19 protein-coding genes, 1 tRNA gene and 1 other RNA gene are annotated in these 19,168 nt (G+C 44.8%); 15 read left to right on the top strand and 6 right to left on the bottom strand.

The window, feature by feature from the left end; translation table 11 throughout:
- The first annotated feature begins 177 nt into the window (after nucleotides 1-177).
- Together KDW03_RS12255 and KDW03_RS12250 are read left to right on the top strand one after the other, a co-directional pair.
- Nucleotides 178-2,445: an alpha-L-rhamnosidase-related protein gene (locus KDW03_RS12255; protein WP_271435359.1), complete on the top strand. Its 2,268-nt coding sequence runs from the start codon at nucleotides 178-180 to the stop codon at nucleotides 2,443-2,445.
- 5 nt (nucleotides 2,446-2,450) lie between these two features.
- A complete protein-coding gene (locus KDW03_RS12250) occupies nucleotides 2,451-3,686 on the top strand; it encodes a hypothetical protein (protein ID WP_271435358.1) in 1,236 nt (411 codons plus the stop codon).
- Here the strand turns inward: KDW03_RS12250 and KDW03_RS12245 are convergent.
- The 3 genes from KDW03_RS12245 to KDW03_RS12235 form a co-directional block, all read right to left on the bottom strand.
- Complete coding sequence (locus KDW03_RS12245; protein WP_271435357.1) at nucleotides 3,683-4,009, bottom strand: hypothetical protein; 327 nt, start codon at nucleotides 4,007-4,009, stop codon at nucleotides 3,683-3,685. The two genes, KDW03_RS12250 and KDW03_RS12245, sit on opposite strands and share 4 nt — an antisense overlap.
- 18 nt (nucleotides 4,010-4,027) lie before the next feature.
- An RNA gene (rnpB, locus tag KDW03_RS12240) (RNase P RNA component class A) lies at nucleotides 4,028-4,362 on the bottom strand.
- A gap of 319 nt (nucleotides 4,363-4,681) precedes the next feature.
- On the bottom strand, nucleotides 4,682-7,156 hold the full coding sequence (locus KDW03_RS12235) for an alpha-amylase C-terminal beta-sheet domain-containing protein (protein ID WP_271435356.1): 2,475 nt from the start codon (nucleotides 7,154-7,156) through the stop codon (nucleotides 4,682-4,684).
- Nucleotides 7,157-7,380: 224 nt separating this feature from the next.
- On the opposite strand from KDW03_RS12235, the gene KDW03_RS12230 reads away from it, so the two are divergent.
- The 3 genes from KDW03_RS12230 to KDW03_RS12220 are packed head-to-tail and all read left to right on the top strand — an operon-like array spanning nucleotide 7,381 to nucleotide 9,137.
- The gene (locus KDW03_RS12230) at nucleotides 7,381-8,244 is read left to right on the top strand and encodes a SurA N-terminal domain-containing protein (protein ID WP_408648314.1); all 864 of its coding nucleotides are present in this window, start codon (nucleotides 7,381-7,383) and stop codon (nucleotides 8,242-8,244) included.
- Nucleotides 8,231-8,596: a NusG domain II-containing protein gene (locus KDW03_RS12225; protein WP_271435355.1), complete on the top strand. Its 366-nt coding sequence runs from the start codon at nucleotides 8,231-8,233 to the stop codon at nucleotides 8,594-8,596. Before KDW03_RS12230 ends, KDW03_RS12225 begins: the two co-directional genes overlap by 14 nt.
- Complete coding sequence (locus KDW03_RS12220) at nucleotides 8,580-9,137, top strand: Gx transporter family protein (RefSeq protein ID WP_271435354.1); 558 nt, start codon at nucleotides 8,580-8,582, stop codon at nucleotides 9,135-9,137. Before KDW03_RS12225 ends, KDW03_RS12220 begins: the two co-directional genes overlap by 17 nt.
- Here the strand turns inward: KDW03_RS12220 and KDW03_RS12215 are convergent.
- Complete coding sequence (locus KDW03_RS12215; RefSeq protein ID WP_271435353.1) at nucleotides 9,093-10,097, bottom strand: hypothetical protein; 1,005 nt, start codon at nucleotides 10,095-10,097, stop codon at nucleotides 9,093-9,095. The genes KDW03_RS12220 and KDW03_RS12215 overlap by 45 nt on opposite strands.
- Before the next feature lie 145 nt (nucleotides 10,098-10,242).
- Here KDW03_RS12215 and KDW03_RS12210 point away from each other — a divergent pair, with 145 nt between their 5' ends.
- From KDW03_RS12210 to tilS, 10 genes are all read left to right on the top strand, one after another.
- A complete protein-coding gene (locus tag KDW03_RS12210) occupies nucleotides 10,243-11,526 on the top strand; it encodes an ABC transporter permease (RefSeq protein ID WP_271435352.1) in 1,284 nt (427 codons plus the stop codon).
- Complete coding sequence (locus KDW03_RS12205) at nucleotides 11,519-12,175, top strand: ABC transporter ATP-binding protein (protein ID WP_271435351.1); 657 nt, start codon at nucleotides 11,519-11,521, stop codon at nucleotides 12,173-12,175. The genes KDW03_RS12210 and KDW03_RS12205 overlap by 8 nt, the downstream gene beginning before the upstream one ends.
- A 33-nt stretch (nucleotides 12,176-12,208) precedes the next feature.
- Nucleotides 12,209-13,084: a branched-chain-amino-acid transaminase gene (gene ilvE, locus KDW03_RS12200; protein ID WP_271435350.1), complete on the top strand. Its 876-nt coding sequence runs from the start codon at nucleotides 12,209-12,211 to the stop codon at nucleotides 13,082-13,084.
- Entirely contained in the window at nucleotides 13,081-13,929 is an 849-nt protein-coding gene (ispE, locus tag KDW03_RS12195) for a 4-(cytidine 5'-diphospho)-2-C-methyl-D-erythritol kinase (protein ID WP_271435349.1), read from the top strand. Before ilvE ends, ispE begins: the two co-directional genes overlap by 4 nt.
- Nucleotides 13,930-13,966: 37 nt before the next feature.
- On the top strand, nucleotides 13,967-14,227 hold the full coding sequence (gene spoVG / locus KDW03_RS12190) for a septation regulator SpoVG (RefSeq protein WP_271435348.1): 261 nt from the start codon (nucleotides 13,967-13,969) through the stop codon (nucleotides 14,225-14,227).
- Nucleotides 14,228-14,251: 24 nt separating this feature from the next.
- Nucleotides 14,252-14,324: transfer RNA gene (locus KDW03_RS12185), tRNA-Gln, on the top strand.
- A 38-nt stretch (nucleotides 14,325-14,362) separates the two neighbouring features.
- Nucleotides 14,363-15,331, top strand: coding sequence for a ribose-phosphate diphosphokinase (locus tag KDW03_RS12180; protein WP_271435347.1), 969 nt, complete (start codon nucleotides 14,363-14,365; stop codon nucleotides 15,329-15,331).
- A 29-nt stretch (nucleotides 15,332-15,360) separates the two neighbouring features.
- Nucleotides 15,361-15,909 (top strand): 50S ribosomal protein L25, encoded by a 549-nt coding sequence (locus tag KDW03_RS12175; RefSeq protein ID WP_271435346.1) that lies wholly within the window; start codon nucleotides 15,361-15,363, stop codon nucleotides 15,907-15,909.
- Nucleotides 15,910-15,931: 22 nt separating this feature from the next.
- Entirely contained in the window at nucleotides 15,932-16,492 is a 561-nt protein-coding gene (gene pth, locus KDW03_RS12170; RefSeq protein WP_271435345.1) for an aminoacyl-tRNA hydrolase, read from the top strand.
- A complete protein-coding gene (gene tilS, locus KDW03_RS12165; RefSeq protein WP_271435344.1) occupies nucleotides 16,485-17,867 on the top strand; it encodes a tRNA lysidine(34) synthetase TilS in 1,383 nt (460 codons plus the stop codon). The genes pth and tilS overlap by 8 nt, the downstream gene beginning before the upstream one ends.
- A gap of 16 nt (nucleotides 17,868-17,883) precedes the next feature.
- Here the strand turns inward: tilS and KDW03_RS12160 are convergent, their stop codons facing one another.
- The gene (locus tag KDW03_RS12160; protein ID WP_271435343.1) at nucleotides 17,884-18,225 is read right to left on the bottom strand and encodes a DUF3783 domain-containing protein; all 342 of its coding nucleotides are present in this window, start codon (nucleotides 18,223-18,225) and stop codon (nucleotides 17,884-17,886) included.
- A 14-nt stretch (nucleotides 18,226-18,239) separates the two neighbouring features.
- Entirely contained in the window at nucleotides 18,240-18,797 is a 558-nt protein-coding gene (locus KDW03_RS12155; protein ID WP_271435342.1) for a hypothetical protein, read from the bottom strand.
- Between the last annotated feature and the right edge of the window lie 371 nt (nucleotides 18,798-19,168).

Genomic DNA, 19,168 nt, shown 5'->3' with positions numbered 1-19,168 from the left:
CTTTTTCCTCCTTAAAATGAAAAAAGGTTTGGGACTATCATACGACTCATAAATAAATTTAGAATGAATTTTTTGCGAAAATTTTGTGAATTTTTTCTCTCCTGAAACGAAATCAGATGCTTGCAAAATTCTCTTTCTGCTTTATAATAAACGACAGTGAAAAGAAGGAGGAAACATATGAAACTCTCCTGGTATAGTTTGACACTTTTGGTGTTGATTTTTGGCTGTTCTGCACCAAAACAGATAAAATCCATACAGAAGGAAACGGTCATGTATCCGATAAACGAGCCGTATGAGGTAACCTCTCGTCGTGTAAAACAGGGAGAGAAAGAGGCTGTTGCTGTAAGTGATCGGGAGCTTCGTATTGCCTATTTTGCATCAAACACGACCTGGAAACTTGGGGTAGATATTCAACATCTTCCCTCGCTGGAGACGCCCAAGAGTCCTCTGATTGCCGCTCTTTACAACATGGCGTTAGAAGAGGCAATCAAGGATATCCGTCCGGACAAAACCTTTATGGCCGGGGAAAAGTGGAATGGTGTCTGGACACGAGACATTTCGTACAGTGTTGATCTCGCTTTGGCAGCTCTTTTTCCTGAGGTGTCTGTAAAAAGCCTTTTTGCCAAAGTAGATACCAACCGTCAGGTAATTATTCAGGATACGGGTACGGGAGGGTCCTGGCCTGTGTCTACGGATAGGGTTGTATGGAGTCTTGCTGCCAAACAGTATTTTCTCTGGCATAGAGATAGGGAGTTTTTGAGCCGCGCCTATGAAGTGATGAAAAACACCGCCCTGGCTGATCGCCATGCAGCCTACGACAGAGAGACAGGGCTCTACTATGGTGAATCTTCGTTTATGGATTGGCGGGAACAGAGTTATGCCTCATGGATGAGTCCTGTGGATATTTATATGTCTTTTTCATTCTCAACCTGTGTGCTTCACTATCACCATCTTTCCACCCTCGCCTGGATGGCAGAAAAGCTCGGACGCCTCGACGAGGCAAAGCAGTGGAAAAGCTGGGCTGAAGAGCTGAGAATAGCCATACGAACAAACTTTATACATCAGGAATTGGGGACATATGCAAGCTACCTTTACCCTTCGCCTCTTCGTATTCCTGTTCTTAAAACAGACAATCTCGGACTTGCCCTCGCCGTCCTTACGGGAGTGGTTTCTCAAGAGGAGGCAGCAACAGTGGTGGCAAATATTCCTGTGGTGCCTTTTGGTGTGGTGTGTCTGTGGCCACAACAGCCTCACGCGGGATATTATCACAACAAAGGGATCTGGCCTTTTGTGAATGCCTACTATGTTCTTGCAGCAAGAGAGGCGGGTAATCTTGAAGCGGTTTCGTTTGGGATTGGGGCAATGGCACGTGCAGCGGCGTTTTTTGGCACCCATAAAGAAAACTTCTCCTACGATCGCGGTCATGTTGACAAGATGGCGGTGAACTCAGATAGACAACTCTGGTCGGTGGCAGGATATCTTGCTGTCGTTCAGCGGGTGATTTTTGGTATTTCCGTGGATGAAAAAGGACTGTTTTTCCGTCCCATGATACCCACCTTTATTGAAGGACCTTTAACCCTTAAAAATCTCCGTTATCTTTCCAGTACGGTTTCGGTGATGGTGGAGGGAACGGGCGATACCATTGAAAAGATCATGGTCAATGGAAATGTGGTGTCTCCCGATATTCGACTTTCTGGAGCGTTGCCTACCAACTATACGGTAGTGATTACCATGAAAAGAACATCTACCCCACAACCCATTCGCATGGTGTCCACGGAGGATATCTCTTTAAATGAACCAAAACTGAAACTCTCCAATACCATGGTAACATGGAAAGAGGTCAAAAATGCCCGTTTGTACACGGTTTTCTGGAACGGCAAAAAAGTAGCCACCACTCCCCAGACGACCTATATCCCTTCCTCTGGGAGTGGAGTGATAAACGTTCAAGCCAATCCAGCGGAGGGAATCCTTTCCTCCTGTCTGAGTGCCCCGATTTGGATTATCCCTGACGAGAGAAAAATAACTCTTCAGCTTGAGGATATTGCTGATCTTCAGCCCTATGTAACTAATCGGTACAAAGGCTATTCTGGAGATGGCTATGTGCTGCTTGATAACGAGGGCAGGGTCGTTCCAAAGATAGAGGTGAATATTCCCAGGGCGGGTACCTACCTTGTGCGATTCCGGTATGCCAATGGGAATGGTCCCGTGAATACCGACAACCGATGTGCCATACGAACGCTTCTGATAGATAATCGAGAGCAGGGAGTGATGGTCTTTCCCCAGCGGGGTGTCTGGACAGAGTGGGGGTACAGTTCGCATCTGATGGTAAAACTTACCCGAGGCAAGCATACCCTTACGCTGGTGAAACATGCTCTGGACGAGAACATGAATGGGAAGATTAACCATGCTGCTCTTGATAGTATTGAGCTTGTGCTCTGGGAATAGTATCTGTGGGAATTGACAGGATAGTTTCTTCTCTTGGCTTGAAAACTACCAATTACTGGGTCAGTCTGTTAAGGTCTCTTCCACCCCATGAGGTGGGGGTGATCAAGGTAAGTGCAGGGCTCTTTCGTTTTCGATTGCTTTTTCAAAGTTTTGTGGAAGAGCTTGCTTACCTTGTCAGAGAGGCTGGCATCATGCTTCCTCTTGTGGTGGAGGCACGAAAAGACACGCTTGATTTCTATCAGAAAAAGCTTTCCCTGGCCCTGCAAGAAAAGAACATACCAACCTACAATGTCCCCGTGAATGTGGTGTATCTGAAACCCTCTCTTGTGGAGAAGAGATGGACAGTGGAGACTATCTTTACGGCAGGTATTATCGAGGCAATTCTTTCTCATAGGCTTCCTATCCTTGTAGCAGCAGGGGTTTTTGAGAAGAGGGTTGTACCTCTCGGGGGTATTGTGCTTGCAAGAGAATTGGTCTATACCCTTCATGCAAAAAAACTTATCCTTGTCGGACATACCCCTATCTGTTTCAAAGATGGCAGATGTATCACTGAGATATGGCCTGAGGAGATCTGGCGGGAAAAGATTCGCCGAAAAGAGATTACGCCAGCGATGGCCCGTCGTGTAAGAACAGCGTTTGATATTCTCTCAAAACTTGGGCCGGGGCACAGTGTTCAGATTACGCGACCGCAACTGAGAAAAGATGGGATCTCTACAGGGCTTCTTGAGGAACTCCTGGGGAATGGAAGTGGAACCTATATTGCCCTTCCTCCTCAGATTACCGTCTATCCACTTGAGGCAGTGGATCGGAAATGGCTTTTTGGGATGATTGATGAAGCCTTTCAGGTATATGGGCGACGTCTCCGAAGCGACTATTTTGAGAGTATAGTGGACAAAAAGCCTCTCGTGTATCTGGATAGTCTTCAAAAAGGGGGAGCAGTGGTTTACCTCCTTGAAGAAGCCCCCTATATGTGCAAGCTCTTTACCCGTCAGGATTATGAAGGTATTGGTATCGGATCAACGGTGATACGTACGATTTACAAACATTTTGGGGGACTTTGCTGGCGAACATCAAAAAACAATGAACGTACCCCCGCCTTTTATCTCCGTTTAGTGGATGAATACAAAGGTGAGGTAGTAGAGACGGAGAAATTTTATATCTATTTTCTGGGAAAAATCTGTTCAAAAAAGGAATTTTTATCGTCCAGGATCAATGCCCTTCCCTCATCTTTTGAGGATTAGTCAATGATATCAATGATTTGACCTTTGCCTTCCTCGAGAGGTGCTTCGTGTTTTTCGGGGGTTGTTTGCTGGGGAGAGGATGACTGTTTTGTGGGTTGTTCATAGGATTGTGAAGAGGAAGCCTCTGGATCAACTTTGGTAAAGTCCTGGGCATACGCATCAAGCTGGGATACGGTATGATTGATCTCGATACTTTTTTGATGAGCTTGTTCACGAGCTTGAATCTGTCCTGACTGTGAGACCTGCTGTTGTCTGGCCACTAATTCAGAATGTTCGCCAATCTTTGAGAATAGAACCTGGAAATCTATAGGAAGTACCCCCATAGTGGACCTCCTTTTTTTAAACTGGGTGGGCCTGTAAGCCGGGTTCTGTCGCGATGGAACATCTCTCTTGGAAAAGCGTTACCACTTTTCTCAAGCAGCCTACCCGCATCCACTGAAAAGCCATCAGTATCGGATGCCTATTTGGCCTTGCATCACGGAGGGCATGCCATGCCACTCGACTTATGCCGACCGCGGTGGGCTCTTACCCCACCGTTTCACCCTTGCCTTGTGTGGCGGTCTGGTTTCTGTGGCGCGTCCATTGCCTTGCGGCATCCGGCTATTCGCCGGTCCGTGGCTTTTTGATGCCCAGACTTTCCTCCCGTCATGTGACGGGCGTTCCATCAGCCCACCCTTGTATGTATCGACGGAAATCCACAAAAATATAAATTATTCAAGAGAGGATAAGAGTTTTTTATAATTTTCGAACTTTATGAGAAAAAAAGTTTTTCTATGCTTTTTTGATAGGAGAATCTCTTATTGCCCTTACCTCAGAGGTTTTACTAGAGGGTTTTTATTTATTTCCACACCATGAAAAGAGTAGGGGAAAAAACTCACATAAAAAGAGATCTTTCCGGAAGGTTTACCGTATCGCTTTATACTACCGTTTTTTCAATTTTTAAGAAAAAATCCCCCCGAAAAAACCGGGGGGATGGAGAAAGAGAGATAAAGAGCTTATTGAGTCCACACAGCCCAGTCAGTTCCCGAAGCAGCCAGTGTCCAATTCGTATTGAAACTCATCCCTGGCCCGAGTTTGACAATGGTGTTACTGTTAATGAGGGCAACATATTCTGTTGCTTCTGCCTTGAGTATAGTTATAGGACTTGTGGCGTGGATACCTTGATTTTTTCGGATAGCGATGAGATTGGTGATCACAGTTTTTAGATAACTTCCACCGTCAAAAAAGTCATACCAGTACACAGAAGGTATGCCTGGATGGGTAAGAATGTAGGCATATCCGATCTCTCGTTTATCCTGAGGAAATGGCCAGTGATGTTGTCCTCCGCCGGGCGAGTATCCTGTATCATGATTGTCAATGAAGGTGACACTCATCGCAGGCCACCATCCTATAGCGCCGATAGGTTTACCGTCGGGATCCTTTAGTCTCCAGTACTCCGTGCGCTCGACAGCGAGCATGAGTTGCCACTTGGTGGTGAAGTCAAACACGGTTGAGCGTCCACCCGAAGCATCGATCCAGTTCATCAGGGCCTGACGGTGATAATTGATATTTGCACCTGAAGCATAATAATCCCCTGTGATATCTGGCCAGAGTTCTCCTACGGAGAAGTAGGCTTTTGTGGCTTCGTTGTAGTTACTGTTGTAATAGGGATTATAACCTTTGACGTAGTCGTACCTCCAACCGTCGAAACCAATCTGACGGAGCCATTTCATCCAGGTGATAATGGTAGCACGGACATTAGGATTACTGTGATCGAGGTCTCGTCCAGCGTTGTATCCTTCTCCTGTGTCGGAAGCCCCAGTTCCCTGTCCCCATTCATCGTCAGAGCATACAGCAGCTTTGTTGTCTGGAAAAGCAGGGTTACTAAAATCTGCCCAGTTGTAGGTACCAACACGGTGATTAATCACAATATCTGCGATTATCTTGAGTTCAGCATTTTTCAGGCTTGTGATGGCATTGGAGAGTTGTGTTCCATTGCCATATTTGGAAGACAGGTTATACCACTCTCTGGGGAGATAGCCATTATTGTCTCCACAGTCGGACAATGGGGGGAGCCAGACCATGGTAAATCCGGCAGTTCTTATTTCCTCTGCTTTATTGGCTATTTCGTTCCACCAATTGCCGTTTGTCGAGGCCCAGTGAAAACCTTGAAGCAAGATATCGTACCCATCACCGTTGTAGTGAATATTGGTGTACTCTCTATAGCCGTTTGTATTCGTATCAGTCTGAGAAAGAGCGACAGAGAAGGCAATACTGTTGGTGAGGGAGATATTGCCTGCGATATCCTTAGAATACACAGAGAGGCTATGATTTCCTTCGTTTAGATTGGAAAAGGTGTGACTAAAGGATGATGTGCCTACAAGGAAAAAGTTTTCACTATCAATCTTCACATACGTTCCTGCCACTCCTGTTCCCCCATTGTCGCTTGCTCCTCCTGTGGCAACAACGGTCGTGTTGGATACAGTGCCACTATTCGTTGGGAAAGAGAACCATGCTAGAGGACGCTGGGTATCAACTATGATGAAGATCTGAGTCTGGTTGGTTTTGCTTGTGCTGGAAATCGCTCGTACCCGAATGGTATTGGTACCTTCGTTACATCCCACAAGATTACTCCACATCGTTGTACCGGTTGCAGTAAGCCACGTGTTGCCGTCCAGACTAATCTGGACAGTGGTGATAGAGAGAGAACCAGAAGCAACCGATGCCGTTCCCCATACCGAAATACTGGAAGAATTAGTTATGAGACCATTTGCGGGATAGGTAATCTCCACAGAGGGTATTTCGTCGCTTGCATACAGAGTGAGCGTATTGGTTGTGGAAGTGTTGCCAGCTTCATCTGTTGCGTATAGGAAGATGGAATTTGTACCATTCTGGAGGGAAAGAGGAATTGTGAGATTGGTTGAAGGTGTGTGAAGAGGGATAGATGACCAGTTTGTACTATTGAGTTGATACCACAGTTGCGACAAGATGCCGTTATCTGAGAGAGAAACCACGAGGTCGAGAGAAACCCCCACTGTTTGTTCGTTGGAGGGTGAGAAAATGGTAATAGTTGGGGGTGTAGTATCATTGGCGGAGATGGTTATATTAGTTGTTACTGATGTACCTATGTTTGCGGCAGCATCTTGAGCCGTCGCAGCTACGTTGTAGGTACCTGTGGGTAAAGTGACAGAAAAGGTGTGGCTTCCTTCTTTTTGTGGTGAAGAAGGAACATAGGACACATTGGTTGTAAACGAAGCACTGAGAATCAAGAGTTCTACTTTGATGACGCCAGTGTCATCAGAGTAGGATACGGTAACGTTACAGGATGACGCCCCCGTATTGAGAGCACTGAGAAACACAACAGGGGGCGTGGTATCACTGTTCTGAAGTGTGTTTATGGCTTCTGTGGTACAGGATGAGAGCCAGCCTATGATCAGGATACCTATAAAAGTAAGAACAAGAAAAAATTTTTGGAGTGTTTTTAGGAACATAGAGAGTTCTCCTTCGATATTTTATAGTTATTATACGGTAAGAATAAACAAAAAATGAAATTTTTTGAAAAAATTTCATTTTTAAAAGAAAAAAATCTTATATTTTGTGCATTTCGCACAAAATATATGCAAAAAAATATCTCAAGAGGGGAAAATAAAGAATAGGTTTGCCTTTTTTGGTTTTGTTTCTTATAATATATTTTGTATTTGAAGGAGGAATTGGGATGGATGTTATCTCGGTAAATGGGAAGATGATTACTGATCAGGATATTGACAAGGCTATGGTAAGATACATTGTTCAGCTTGAAGAGGATGAGAAAGGGTATGAACCGACAGCTGAAAATCTCAAGTTTCTACGGGTGGAAGCCTCGAACGCATTGATTTCCCGGATACTTCTTCTTGAAAGAGCAAGGCGTAAAAATTGCGTAGTTTCTGATGAAGAGCTGGCCGTGGAAATCGAAAGAATCCGCTCGCATTTTGAAAGCGAAGAGAACTGGAAAAATAATCTTATGCTTTTTCAGATTACAGAGGATGATCTCTATGAAGAGGTGCGAGGGGATCTCTTGATTGAACAGTTGTTGCGCTTGGAGGAAAAAGAAGAGCCGGTAACTGAATCTCTGGTGACGTCTTTTTATGAGATGAATGCTCAGTTTCTTCGTGAACCCACCCTCTACAGTTTTTATGAGATCTCGGCGTCAAGTCGGGAACATCTGGAACAGATTGTTCATTGTCTCAAAGGGACAGAGATGGTCTTTGAGGTGGAGAATACGGTCAAAGAACTCGGAGAGACATTTCTTCACCATGTCGATGTGGTAGAGGGAAGCATTCCGGAAGAGGTACGGCAGGTTCTGGGAGATCTCGACATCAAAGGGATAGGAACAATGGTACTCCCGGATGGGGGATATGTGGTGTACAAGCTTTTGGCTCGTGTGGAGGGGAAGCAACGTTCCCTCGAGAGTATCAAAAAAGATCTCACGGCCTACCTGGAACACGAGAGACGCACCAAGGTATATCAGCGTCTCCTTGATGAAGAAATGGAAAAAGCGGACATCAAGTACCTTCATGTTGAGTATTTTGAAAAGCGTTAGGTTTGGAGATATTCTCTCATTTGGCTTTGTAATTGTCTTTTTTCTGGTTCTGGCATGGATAGGATGGAGCGGAGAGAGGGGCTCCTGGGTGGAGATACGGGTAGAAAATCGGATGTACAGGTATCCCCTGGATGAGGACAGGGTTTTCGCCTGGAAATCTTCTCATGGACGTGGTGTAGTGGAGATCAAAGGGGGCAAGGTGAGGATGCGAGAGTCGGATTGCCGGGATCAGATTTGCGTGCATAAAGGTTGGATTTCCCATCTCGGTGACGCGATTATCTGTATGCCGAATCGTGTGGTAGTGGAGATCGTGGGGGAAGAAAAGGCGGCATGGGATGGGATTACTGAGTGATATTGAGAATTTTGAGACTCTGGACGAGGAGAAACGAGAATTTCTCCTGGCATATCTTGTGGCCGTAGCCTCACTTCTGTCGGTTATTGATGGATGGTTGCCGAAACCTTTGCCCCTTGCCAAGATTGGATTGGCAAATATAGTCACCCTTGTCTTGGTGATGAAAAAACGCTATCGGATAGCGCTTTTGGTGGCGTTTTTACGTGTCATGGTAAGTCATGCCCTTGGAGGAACACTTATCACCTTTGGCTTTTGGCTTTCGCTTTCTGGGTCGGTGTTTTCTTCGGTGGTCATGGGAGTAACTCACCGTTTTTTTGGAAAATATCTTTCTCTGTATGGGATTTCTCTCTGGGGGGGATGGGCACATGCCCTGGCGCAGGGGGTTATGGCCTCTGTTTTTCTGGGATGGAATCGTGGAGTAGTTTTGTATGTGGCTTTTCTTATGGCGATAGGTGTAGGGACTTCTCTGGTTATAGCATGGATTGCCGATCGTTATTTACAGACCCAGTCCGAGGTAGACGAGAATCATCAGGATCAATAGACCGATGCCCCCCATAACCCAGAAGAGGAAACTCCCCGCTTGTGAAGGAATAGAGTTGGATTCTGCTACGGTTTCATTGGGAGTAAGCATAGGTTCAATTGTCTTTTTATTTTTTCGTTTGTCTTGATTACTATCATAAAGTTTGACTTTTACGGTGTCTTCATCGAGGGATTTTCCGTAGATACCCGGGCCGATCTCGACGAGAACAGTGTATATTTTGCCTTCTTTGGAGACTTTTTGGACGGTTGCAGGAACGGGCATAATTTCCCCGTCGACACTGGCGCCTAACAAATCATTAAAATATTGACCACGACTGGTTTGCTCGGTGATCTTGATAAATATCTTCGTGCCTTCTTTGAGTTCATAAATAGGTACCCCTGAAATAGGGGAGAGGACGAGCGAGACATCGAGTACTACAGCAGATTCTTCGAGTTTTTGTTCTTCTTTAGCAGAGGGTTGTTGGTTAGTTTGGGAAGTGAGGGCGCTCACCATATCGCGTTCTTCGCGCATGCGTTTGACGTTTTCGATGTCGCTTTTTGTGATCGTTTCAATAGAGAGTTCAACTTTAACACCCTTGTCTCCTGTTGGGCGGGCAAGAAATTCTTCAAAAAAGTTGGCGGCTTTGTTGAGGGTTCCTTTTTTGATTGCGCTCCAGATGTCAGGACCTCGTCCTGTCCCTGGTTGGAAGAGATCTTCCAGGGTTGCCTGGACATCGTGGGTAAGGCTTGTAGCGTATTCCCCTTTCCAGCGAAGTTTGGTGATCATGTCCTGAAGTTCACTCCAGGGCATAGAGATATTGGAGTCATAAACCGTGCTGAAGTGAGAGGCCACCACATCGATTTTATCTGAGTTCTTGGTAATATTGTCAAGAAAAACAACAAAGAGTCCATATGAGCTTGAAGCGGTAGCTTTGAAACGCCCTTTGATGACAAGGTAATTTGTTTCTGTTGTGAACTCCACGGTACACTCCTTTTCTTCTTCTTGCCTTTTTTATAGCTATATCATAGCACCAATGAGGCAAAAAGTCAAGAAAGTTTACTTCTTTTCTTTTTTGTTGTATAATATATCTGCTTAGGATTATCGGAAAAATTGGGAGAATACTTAAATGAATGTTGTAGTTTATCTTGCAACAAAATATCTCAAGTTTAAAGGAACCGATAGAGGGATTTCTCTGATCTCGGTGATAGCTCTTCTTACGATTATTGTGAGTGCTATGGCTGCGACGGTCATTCTTTCTGCAGCTAACGGTATGCACTATAATTTTATGGATAAGCTGGCATTCAAGGATTTTCATGCGGTGATCTACGGCTATGGTCGGGGAATACCGGAGTATGAGGCCCTTGGAACAGAACTCAAAAAATTACCCGGGGTAGTGGATGTGGTGCCTTTTGTGGATCAACAGGCTCTTATTAAGGGACCACTGGGAACGTATGGGGTGATAGTCAAGGCTTTTCCACGGGATTTTTATCAAAATGATAAAGAGTTTAAGAATCGGTTTTCTCTTAAACGTGGAGAAGAGACCAATGCTTCCTGGCGACACGCGATATTTATAGGGTATAATCTTGCTGATAATCTGGGTGTTTCTGTGGGGGATTGGGTGTATCTTACGCTGGTCAATGATGATATGCTGAGTCTTCTTCAGTATAAATTTAAAGTGGCGGGTATCTTCGAAGCCGGGTATGCCGAGTATGATACAAGCCTCGTTTTTGTCAATCTGGAGGATGTACTTGCTCTCGAAGAAAACGGCAGGGCATCCCTGGCTATAAGGGTCCAGGATCCTTTCAAGATAGAAAAGTGGCTTCCCCGTATACGAGAGGTTTCTCCTTTTTATGTTTATAGCTGGAAAACGCTCAATCGAAACAGTCTTGTCAATATCCGAAACGAGAAGATGATGATGCGAATTATTTTAACAATATTTTTCATTGTGGTGTGTTTTAATATTCTCTCGACGATGATGGCGACGGTTCTTGATAAAAGAGAGGAGATAGGGATACTCAAAGCGATGGGACTCAGGCCGAAATCGGTGATGACGGTTTTTCTTATGGATGGGTTTCTCATCGGGGTTATCGGAAGTGCTGTCGGGATCTTTTTGGGGCTTTTTTTTGCGTTGAATCTGAACAATATTCTCCATGGTATAGAGGGCTTTATTAACTTCTGGAATAATGCGGCGTATATGACACTTCGACCCTTTTTTGTGGTGAAAAAGCCTTTAAAATTTGAATTTTTTGACCCAACAGCTTATTATATACGCGAATTTCCAATGCGTATTCAGCTGGAGGATCTGATAGTGATTATGGGGCTTTCAGTTGTCTGTAGTATGCTTGCGGTAATATGGCCCGCCTATCGTGCGAGCAAACTTCGTCCCATAGAGGTGCTACGTAATGACTGAGATGATTGTAGGCAAATCGCTTTCTAAGACGTATCGGACTCTTGTGGATACCGTTTCAGTATTTGAAAACCTTGAGCTGAAAATAGACAAAGGCTCGATGGTGGCGCTTGTTGGTGAATCCGGGCGAGGGAAGACGACGCTTCTTAATATTATCTCGGGTCTTGATAGACCATCGACGGGTGAGGTGTGGTTTGGAGGAGAGAGGATAGATACACTGGATGAGGAGATGCTTTCGGATTTTCGTAACCGCCATGTGGGATTTATTTTTCAACATCACTATCTGCTGGAAGATTTTACAGCTCTGGAAAATGTCCTTTTGCCCCTTCGAATTGGCGGGAAAACCATAGGAGAAAAAGAAAAAGAGAAAGCCAAGGAATTACTCTCCAGGGTCGGTCTTTCAGATCGTTTACGTCATTACCCTGATCAACTTTCGGGTGGTGAGAGGCAGCGAGTGGCTATTGTGAGAGCGCTTATTCATGATCCGGATGTGGTATTTGCCGATGAGCCGACAGGGAGTCTTGATAGACGCAATGCCGACAGGGTGGAGGCAATTCTCTGGGAACTCTGTCGGAGTATGGGCAAGACATTTGTGGTAGCCACGCATAATATGGAACTTGCTAGAAAATGTGATGCAGTGATTTCTCTGTGATAATTTTATAGAATAGGTATAGAGGAGAAATGTATGGGAAAGTATGTGTATCTCAATGGAGAACTGGTTCCTCAAGAAGAGGCAAAGATCAGTGTTTTCGATCATGGTGTTTTGTATGGAGATGGGGTGTTTGAGGGTATTCGTGCGTACAATCGTCGTATTTTTAAGCTGGATGAGCATGTAGAACGCCTCTACAATTCTGCGAAGATCATTATGCTTGAGATCCCTATTTCTCAGGAAGAGTTCAAGAAGGCTATTATAAGCGTATGTAAGGCCAATGACATAGTGGATGGGTATATTCGCCCTGTGGTGACTCGTGGATCAGGTACCCTTGGGCTTTCTCCCTGGCTGTGTCCTAAACCGAATATTTTTGTGATTGCAGATACGATAAAGCTTTATCCTGATGAATACTATGAAAATGGTTTGCCTATTGTGACTGTACCGACGCGACGTAATCTTGCCGAGGCAGTGAATCCCATGGTGAAATCTCTTAACTATCTGAATAATATTCTGGCAAAGATTGAAGCTAAAAACGCTGGAGCGGAAGAGGCTATCATGATGAATCAGGATGGTTATGTGGCTGAGTGTACAGGAGACAATATCTTTCTCATCAAGAAAGGGGTGATCTATACACCGCCAGTGTATATGGGTGTTCTCCCCGGGATTACACGAGCTACCGTGATGGATCTGGCCGCTGAAATGGGGTTGAAGGTTGTCGAAGAACCACTTACCCGCGCGGAATTTTACGTGGCGGATGAGGTTTTCTTAACTGGAACGGCAGCAGAGGTAGTACCTATCTCCTCCATAGACGGGAGAAAAATTGGCAACGGTTCTGTTGGGCCTATCACCAGGAAGCTTATTGAGCGCTTTAAAGAGTATGTGAAGACGGTAGGAACACCTATTGCATGAAGATTTTCTCCTGTGCCAAGATCAATCTCTACCTTGATGTTGTAGGACGGGATACGGACGGTTATCATTTTATTGAGAGTCTCTTTCAGGAGGTAAGTTTGGCTGATGAAATTGAGGTAAACCCTTCTGAGAGTGATTTTATCTCTTTTGATGGTATGTTGGTGGAAGGGGATACGACGGTTCACAAGGCTTTGAGGTTGTTTCGAGAAAGTTTTGGAACAAAGTCAGGCTATACGATTCATGTGAAAAAAAGGATTCCTATGGGAGCAGGATTGGGGGGTGGGAGTTCAAATGCAGCGGCTGTTCTCTCGGCTCTTGCTGTCCTGGAAGGGGTGGAGAAAGCATCGCTTTTTCCTTTAGCTTCAAGGATTGGTAGTGATGTTCCTTTTTTTCTCTGGGGAGGTATGGCCTGGGTGAGTGGGAAGGGAGAAAAGATTACGCCCCTCTCTTGTAGGCTTGAGGATGTGTATTTTCTGATTGTGTATCCGGGGATTCATGTGAGTACTGCTTGGGCGTATAGTTTGATCAATGACTATCGACCTCATACTCATCCACAAAATATTTTGGATTCTCTGGGTGGGTCACTTGATTTTTTGCGAAAAATAGTGTATAATAAATTCCAGCCTTTTGTGTTTGCAGCAAGAGAGGACCTGGCGCGATGGAAAGCTATCCTGGACCGTGAGAGTGGAGCGGAGTTTTCTTTCATGAGTGGGAGTGGTTCTTCTCTTGTGTATGTGTATAGCTCGGCTGAAAGGAGAGATGCTGATAGAAAGTGTTTCTCTTACCAAAGGGATATCCAGGTGTTTAGTGCGGACCCTGTATATCGCCCGAGTGAAAAAGGCTAAAGAAGGTTTTTTAATTTTCTACTAGGAGGATAGACCTATGGAAATTACTGACATCCGCATCAAAAGGGTTGAAGGTGAAAACAAATTGAAAGCCTATGCTTCTGTGACCTTTGATGACAGCTTTGTGGTGCACAACATTAAGGTGATAGAAGGGAATAGTGGTTTGTTCATCGCTATGCCTTCTCGCAAAACTCGTAGCGGTGAGATGAAGGATGTGGCTCATCCGATTAACACTGACTTCCGTGAAAAGATGCAGAACGCGATTCTCGAGAAGTACAACGCTGAAGTCTCGGCTTAGACCACGAAGGATGTGAATGTATTCTGGGGCGTCGCCAAGCTGGCAAGGCATCGGGTTTTGGTCCCGACATTCGGAGGTTCGAATCCTTCCGCCCCAGTTTGTCTTTATAGTGTCGACAAAGTTGGAGGATAAAAAGTGCCCTCAGGGAATTTGAAGCTCATCGCTGGGCGTGCGAATCGTCCCCTTGCTGAAAAGATAGCTCGTTATGTTGGCGTGGATCTGGTGGATGTCTATATCACCGAATTTGCGGATAGTGAGATCTTTGTCAAGATCCGTGAGGATATCCGGGGATCTGATGTTTTTGTGATTCAGCCGACATCGAATCCAGGCTATAAAAATCTCATGGAGCTTTTGATTATAGTTGATGCTCTTAAGCGAGCTTCGGCTGCCAGTATTACGGCGGTGATTCCTTACTTTGGTTATGCGAGGCAGGATCGGAAGGCCGAGCCACGGGTTCCTATTACTGCTAAGTTGGTAGCTAACCTTTTGACGGTTGCCGGTGTTACACGAGTGTTAACCATGGATCTTCATGCTGCACAGATTCAGGGTTTTTTTGATATTCCTGTGGATCATCTCTATGCTACCCCTGTGTTCCTTGAGCATACTAAACAACTGGGAAATCTTTCTGAGTATGTGGTGGTGTCGCCTGATACAGGAGGGGTAGAGCGTTCGCGCTTTTTTGCTCGACAGATAGATGTTGGATTGGCTATTCTGGATAAGCGCCGTGAGAAGAAGAATGAGGCTGAGGTCTTGAATTTGATTGGAAATGTTGAGGATCGGCATGTCATTATGATTGATGATATGATTGATACTGCTGGAACGATTGTCCAGGCGGCCGATATTCTTAAAAAACGTGGGGCAAAAACGGTAACCGTGTATGCAACCCATGCAGTTCTCTCTCATCCAGCTGCTGAGAGGCTTCAGAACTGTGCCATTGACCGTTTGTGTCTGACAGATACGATTTACATGGACGAGAACAAGCGTAGTATTATTGGAGAGAAGCTTCATATTCTCTCGGTGAGTGAACTCTTTGGAAAGGCTATTGAGAGAATTCATCTCAATCTCTCGGTGAGTTCACTTTTTGTGAATATACCAAAGACATAATGTGATAGAGATTTGAGGAGGATACCACTATGTCGAAAACAGGACTGACACTGAAGGCAGAGCTTCGCAAAACGACAGGTTCTTCTGCTGCCCTTAAAGTTCGTGAGCAGAATGCTGTCCCTGCGGTTATCTACGGACCAGAACTGAAAGAAAATCTTTATATCGCTGTTGCGGCCAATGAATTTGAAAAAATCTTTCAGTCTGTGGGAACGCATAAACCTTTTACGATTCAGATAGGCAAGGATTCTTATAATGTGCTCGTAAAGGGTATTGAGATTCACCCGCTCTCGAGAAAGATTTTGCATGTAGACTTTTATGCGTATTCTGCAAAGAAGTCTTTTATCACAGAGGTCCCTCTTAAGTTTGTTGGCACTCCTGTGGGTGTAAAAGAGGGTGGAAGCATGTTTGTCTACGCGAGAAAGCTCAAGATTAGCACGACGATTGACAGGCTTCCTGAAGCAGTGGAGATTGATGTTTCTCAGCTTCGGGCGAAGGATTATCTGATTGTAAGAGATGTTAAGATAGACGGTGTAAAAATCTTGACACACGAAGGAACTACGCTGGTTGAGGTTCGATAAGTAAGGAAGAGGAGGTGTGCTCTTGAAACTCGTAGTGGGGTTGGGTAACCCTGGTGAAGAGTATGAAAAAACGAGGCACAACCTTGGTTTTATGGTGCTTGACCGTTTGGCAGCAAGGTATGATGCGGTAATTGATTTGAAGAAAAAGAAGTCGCTTGTTGCCCGTGTCAAAATTGACAAAGAAAGGGTCATGCTCCTGAAACCTCAAACATTTGTCAACCTGAGTGGAGAAGCGGTGCTTTATATGGCGAGCTTTCTCCGTATTATGCCGGAGAATATTATCGTGGTGTGTGATGATCTTAATCTCCCCCTAGGGAAGATACGGATCCGTGGCTATGGCTCAAGCGGTGGCCACAATGGTATCAAATCGCTCATCCAGTTTTTGAAGTCGGATAATTTTCCTCGGGTGAGAATTGGTATCGGTGCGCCACCGGAGGGGAAGCGTATGGAAGAGTATGTGCTTGAACCTTTTACTGACGAAGAGATGGAGATTCTTAATCCGGTGATTGATAGGGCGTGTGATGCTATCGAGATGATTGTGATGGGGCGCCTTGAAGAGGCCATGAGTCAGTTTAATGGCTGAAAAACCGGATCCCCTTGAGCGTTCTTTTTTGAATGTTTGGCGGTCTCTGGTAGGAGAAAAGGTTTCGTGTGTTGTGGGGTTTTCTGGGGGAGCAGATTCTACAGCGCTTCTTTTGTTACTTTCTCGTCTGAGGTCTTTTTTTTCATCTTTTTCAGTTGTGGCTTTTCATCTTAATCATGGCTTTCGAGAAACAGCTTCTCGCGATGAAGTTTTTTGTCGTGAGGTATGTCAAAAACTCGGTATACCATTTGTTGTAGAACACGCAGATGTTTCTTCTTATGCCAGGGAGTGTAATCTTTCTCTGGAAGAGGCGGGGAGACTCAGGCGCAGAGAAGGATTGGAGCGGGTAAGAGAAGCGCATAATCTGGATTGGATATGTCTTGCCCATCACCAGGATGATCAGGTAGAGCTCTTTCTTCTTCGATTGTTTCAGGGAACGGGGATAGAATCAGCTGGTGGTATGCGTATGAAAGAAGGATACTATCTTCGTCCTCTTCTTGGATTTTCGCATCGGGATATGGTGGACTATCTTGTTCGTTTGGGGCATTCCTGGTGTGAGGATGAGAGTAATGCTACTTTGCGTTTTGACAGAAACTGGATACGGCATAACCTTCTACCGGTGATAGAAAAACGTTTTCCCGCAGCCCGTGAAAAAATATCTTCTTTTATGGGATTTCTCCAGGAGATACATGCGAGTTTTGAGGTGTATGAGAAACCTCTCCTGGATGAAGTGAGGTTTTTTCCGTGGGGATGGAGACTGCCAAAGAGCTGTTTGGAAAGGTATGGGGTTTTTTGGGTTCGTCACGTGGTAAAAAAACTCTGGTACAGAGAGGGGATGATATTTGTCAGGGGCAGCTGGCTTGAAAGCATTGACGTTTATCCTTCTTCTGAGACAAAGGAATTGCTTGAGGTAAAAGGGAAAAAGTTGATACTTGATGGAACATGGCTTACCTGGGTACGTCTGGAAGAGTTGCCCAAAATTTTATATGCCGAAATACAACCCAAAAAAGAGGTTACCGTAGGGCCGTGGTCTTTTGAGTGGTTGGTTTGGGAGAAACCTGGAGATGGGTTTCCGCTGGCTACCGAAGAAAGGGTGTTTTTGCCCATGAGGGTGACATCCCTTCAGATACGTCATGTTCTCCCCGGGGATAGGATTCGATTGAAACACGGACATAAAAAAATCCACGATCTCTGGGTGGATGAACATCTTCCCTGGTTGGAAAGGCAATTCGCCTTTGTGCTGGAAGAGAATGGCGCTCTTGTGGCGGTGTATCTTCCCTCTCGAGGGTTTCGTGTGAGTTATGACTATTATATTGACAAGAGGGAAAACCAGCCTTGTCAGGGGATAGTGGTAACACCTTTCGTGAAGTTATGATTTTTTGTCTTTTTTGTCAGAGATGGTATTCTTCGAGGAGATGCTCGAGAAGATACCCAAAAGGCCATTTCACATTTTCTGGAGTAAGTCCACAAAAGATAGGTCGGCTCACCTCTTTCGGGAAATTGTAAACCGTTTTTTCGATAGCTTCGTCTTCAAAATCGACAAAAACCAGAACCTTGAAAGGATGGGCAAGAAATACTTCCCCAGGTCGTTTTGTGATGATTTCTGTGACGGTTGCATTTTCCATACTGCTTGCGGAGAGGATATCAATCTGTGTGTTTAAAAGATTTTCTAACTTTTTTTGCAGTTCTCTTGCTTCTGGTTCTTCATAACCATAGAGAATCATGGTTGGCATAGTATTACCTCCTTTTAGAAAGTTATCCCTAGGGATATACCTTCGAGGTCCACATGATGGGTGTACATAGCTATCCCTGTTTTGCTTCGGTCTGGATCGACAAAAGGCAGGAGAATGCTGACGTAGGGTTCGATAACGATTCTTCCAAAGGTAAATCGATATCCCAGGGAAAAGTCTACAAACGGGAGAAGAAAGTGATCAGACACCTCGCCTGTAGTAGGTTCGGCAGTAATCACCTGATCATAACCAAATCCTGTAGCTACAAACCAGCCCTGAAACCATTTTTGATGAAGTGCCCATGGTCTATAAACGAACAAAAGAGAAGATACATAGTTTCCGACTCGTTTACCTACCGCTGTTTTGCTTGTTTCTACTACCCCATGGCGAAGTCTTGCGGAAAATACAGGATAGAGTTCTATGTCTATAAGCATTCCCCAACCAACGCCTTCATTAAAAAAACCTTCCGTCGTCCAACCCAGATCTATAGCGATAAGGTTGTTTTGTGTACTCGTTTGTGTCCACCCTGTGGTAGCCAGGATAAACAAAATTCCGAAAAGGATCTTTTTCTTCATAGTAATATTCCCCTTCTTTTGATGAGAGAAAATAGTATACAGAGAAGAGAGAAATATGTCCAGAAAGCAACATTCCTCAAAAATAATCTCCGTGAGATTATGTTGTTTTTTCATAAGTGACAAAAAGGCTATTTTTCTTTAAGCCTTTTATGGGCATACTTGAGAATCAAAGACCTGGTTTGATAGGCGGGGTAGAGGAAAGGTTGGGGCAAGCTTGCTGCTCTTACCCTGTTGCAGTGAAACACCGGATAACGGTAACCTCTTCTCATGTCGTAGCAAAAACGTAAAGTTCAGGGGTTATTTCCTTGTTTCAGGTAAAAGAAAAAGCAAAAAACAAAAGCCAATCTAAGAGAAGGAAAAAATTCCACAGA

Origin of the sequence: Thermospira aquatica (genome assembly GCF_023525255.1) — a bacterium.
GTDB classification, from domain to species: Bacteria; Spirochaetota; Brevinematia; order Brevinematales; family Thermospiraceae; genus Thermospira; species Thermospira aquatica.
This window is presented reverse-complemented; position numbering and strand designations above follow the sequence as displayed.